Origin of the sequence: Okeania sp. SIO3B5, assembly GCF_010692555.1 — a bacterium.
GTDB lineage: Bacteria > Cyanobacteriota > Cyanobacteriia > Cyanobacteriales > Microcoleaceae > Okeania.
The window spans coordinates 12542-15699 of sequence record NZ_JAAHHG010000212.1 but is presented as its reverse complement, the minus strand read 5'-3'; the positions used below and the strand labels follow the sequence as shown (position 1 = coordinate 15699).

Below are 3158 nucleotides of genomic sequence, written 5' to 3'. Positions count from 1 at the left end.
ATAATTTGGGTCTAAAACCCCACCTTTTAAGGCGAAATATTTTTGGAGCCTTGCTCAAATCCCCGTTACAAAAATAACTTTTGATATTATGTCCGGATAATTAGTGATAAAAAACTTTATCCCTTCTAACTCACATTCCGCACTTCAAGAGCGTATCATTAAAAGTAGTATATAAATTTGTATTTTAGTAGGTATTTATACTATGCAAATCATCTCAATTACTTTTTTCGTTGATCAAATTCCGAGTAAAAAATTTACGCATAAATACTTGTTTGATTGATTACTCAATCACGGTAGTTATGATTTTCTTCTCAAATTCTGTCTCCTGTCTTCCCCTCCTGGGAGGGGGAGGGGCGAGGGGTGGGTTGTCTCCTGACTCCTTCTTCGGTTGCTACATTTTGTGGTGCGAAATGTGGGTTCTAATCTTTTCTTCCCTTCTGCCCTCTGCCTTCTGCCTTCTGCCTTCATTCCTCTAAAGTGTCACTATTCAACCGGACATGATATGACTTCTGACTTCGTCAAGGTTCCACTTCCGGCCATAAACGCTCTAATTGATAACGCCAAGCTGCCAAAGTTTTTTCACGATATTCTGAATTCATATCTATTTCACCCATTAAACCTTCTGCATAAAAGCGTTCTAAAGTTTGCATGGTTGCTTCTAAAGTTTGTTCTTGAAGTTTTGCTGCTTTAATTACTTCGACAATCCGATTTTCTATTACTTCATTAAAATAACTTGATATACCTTGTTCTTTTAAATCAATCAATCTTTGAATAGCTGTACTAAAATCTTCTACTATTAATGTAGAAAAATGATGCTGAAATACTCCCCATAAGACATTTTCATATAAAGCATAGCGAGTGTCTAAAGTTAAATCAAAGTTAGCTTCAAGTAATTTATCAAGAAATGGTTGAACATCTCCTTGAGGAGCAATTGGAATTAATATTCTCAGCCAATTTTTGTCTTCTGAAAGTAGAACTAAAAGTCGAAAATCATCTGTTTCTATTTGCCATGAAGTAGTAGATGGAATTGCCAAATATTCTTCAAATATTTTTTTTAATGTTTGAGTTACTTCTGATACCTTCATCAGTAATAAATTGATGTTATAACAATTTGATAAATTTTTTCTACAAATAGCTAGGGTATTTCTTAGAATTCTGTATTCTGGATTCAGGAGTCGTATGGGAATAGATTTAATACCATTTTTCAGGTCGTAAATTCTCTTTTTTGTCAAAGGGACATTTACTGTAAAATCTTTTTATTACACTTATTATTCGTAACATTCTTTTTTCAAATTGGTATTATATAACTTGATTACTTTGCTAATTATAGCTGTTTTTACAAAGGTAGACTACATTTATTAATTGATAATGAATAATGAATAATTACCTCTAGTTAAAATCGAGAGGATTGAATATTAGGAAATCTGATTTCCTCTCTTAATAGTTGTATTATTATGAAACAGAAAACCTCTATAAATTGTACTGCTAAAGCTTAATATTAACCATTTCTAACTGATTCAATGATAAACCCCCGGTAAAGTCCGGGGGTTATTTAGTAAGCTAGCGATAAGCGATCGCTACTTATGCCTTAGTTATCAATAGTTAAAACAAGCAAGCAACAGAACCTGTTTACCGTTCTTAGAAACCTACGATAATCTATAGAAATCTATGATTATCTGTTCTATTCCTGCTTCAATCTGGCAACGTCGGCGTTATCCAGTCCGCAAGCTGTCACGGTCGTTAGCGTTAGCGTTGCGGAGCAAACTGACCGCCATAGCTAAATTTAACGCTGCATTCAAGTCTCGATCACAACTGAAATTGCAGTTTTCACAATTGAATACACGCTCCGATAAAGACAGAGACTGTTTCACCTCTAATTACCCTACCTCAAAAATATGAGAATTTCTATACCCATTCCAAAACAGCTTCTTGCTTTGTATTAGTGCGACGTTCTGGCGTTTCACGAGTGAACTTCATGTGTATAGAGCGGTTTTGTTCGCCATCGACTGCCACTGCCATGATAGGATAATCAATTAAACCATCAGGGAAGGCCATCTGGAAACGGAAAGTACCATCAGAGTTAAGTTTAATAGGTCGTCCGCCAATAGTGACAGTAGCATCAGGTTCCGTTGCACCGTAAATAATAAGTTCGGCATCAGCAACTAACCAGAACTTGCGTGGGCGAACTGGTGGCATAGAAGCAGCAACACCGGACATATTCATGCCCATTCCTGAAGCCGTTAAACCTACACCAGACATATTCATGCCCATGCCTGAAGCCGTTAAACCTACACCAGACATATTCATGCCCATGCCTGAAGCCGTTAAACCTACCCCTGACATATTTATGCCCATGCCCATGCCTGAAGCAGTTAAACCTACCCCTGACATAGTTTGACCTACCCCTGAAGCAGTTAAACCAACTCCTGACATATTCATGCCCATACCCATGCCTGAAGTGGTTAAACCAATACCGGACATAGTTTGACCTACACCTGAAGCAGTTAAACCTACACCGGACATATTCATGCCCATGCCCATGCCTGAAGCCGTTAAACCTACTCCTGACATATTCATGCCCATGCCCATGCCTGAAGTGGTTAAACCAATACCGGACATAGTTTGACCTACACCTGAAGCAGTTAAACCTACACCAGACATAGTTTGACCTACACCCGAAGCAGTTAAACCTACCCCTGACATAGTTTGACCTACACCTGAAGCCGTTAAACCAACTCCTGACATAGTTTGACCTACCCCTGAAGCAGTTAAACCAACTCCTGACATATTCATGCCCATGCCCATGCCTGACATAGTTTGACCTACACCAGACATAGTTTGACCTACACCCGAAGCAGTTAAACCAACTCCTGACATATTCATGCCCATGCCCATGCCTGAACTGGTTAAACCTACTCCTGACATAGTTTGACCTACACCTGAAGCCGTTAAACCAACTCCTGACATAGTTTGACCTACACCCGAAGCAGTTAAACCAACTCCTGACATAGTTTGACCTACACCTGAAGCCGTTAAACCAACTCCTGACATAGTTTGACCTACCCCTGAAGCCGTTAAACCAACTCCTGACATATTCATGCCCATGCCCATGCCTGAACTGGTTAAACCAACTCCTGACATAGTTTGACCTACCCCTG

At 39.0% G+C, this 3158-nt stretch carries 3 protein-coding genes; all 3 read right to left on the bottom strand.

The window, feature by feature from the left end:
- Nucleotides 1-518: 518 nt before the first annotated feature.
- Nucleotides 519-1232 carry a hypothetical protein gene (locus F6K54_RS24135; RefSeq protein WP_293082992.1) on the bottom strand — a complete coding sequence of 238 codons (714 nt, stop codon included), beginning with the start codon at nt 1230-1232 and terminating at the stop codon, nt 519-521.
- Nucleotides 1233-1712: 480 nt separating this feature from the next.
- Nucleotides 1713-1871 carry a zinc ribbon domain-containing protein gene (locus F6K54_RS24130; protein WP_293082991.1) on the bottom strand — a complete coding sequence of 53 codons (159 nt, stop codon included), beginning with the start codon at nt 1869-1871 and terminating at the stop codon, nt 1713-1715.
- A 34-nt stretch (nt 1872-1905) separates the two neighbouring features.
- Nucleotides 1906-3093 carry a hypothetical protein gene (locus tag F6K54_RS24125; protein ID WP_293082994.1) on the bottom strand — a complete coding sequence of 396 codons (1188 nt, stop codon included), beginning with the start codon at nt 3091-3093 and terminating at the stop codon, nt 1906-1908.
- Nucleotides 3094-3158 lie beyond the last annotated feature (65 nt).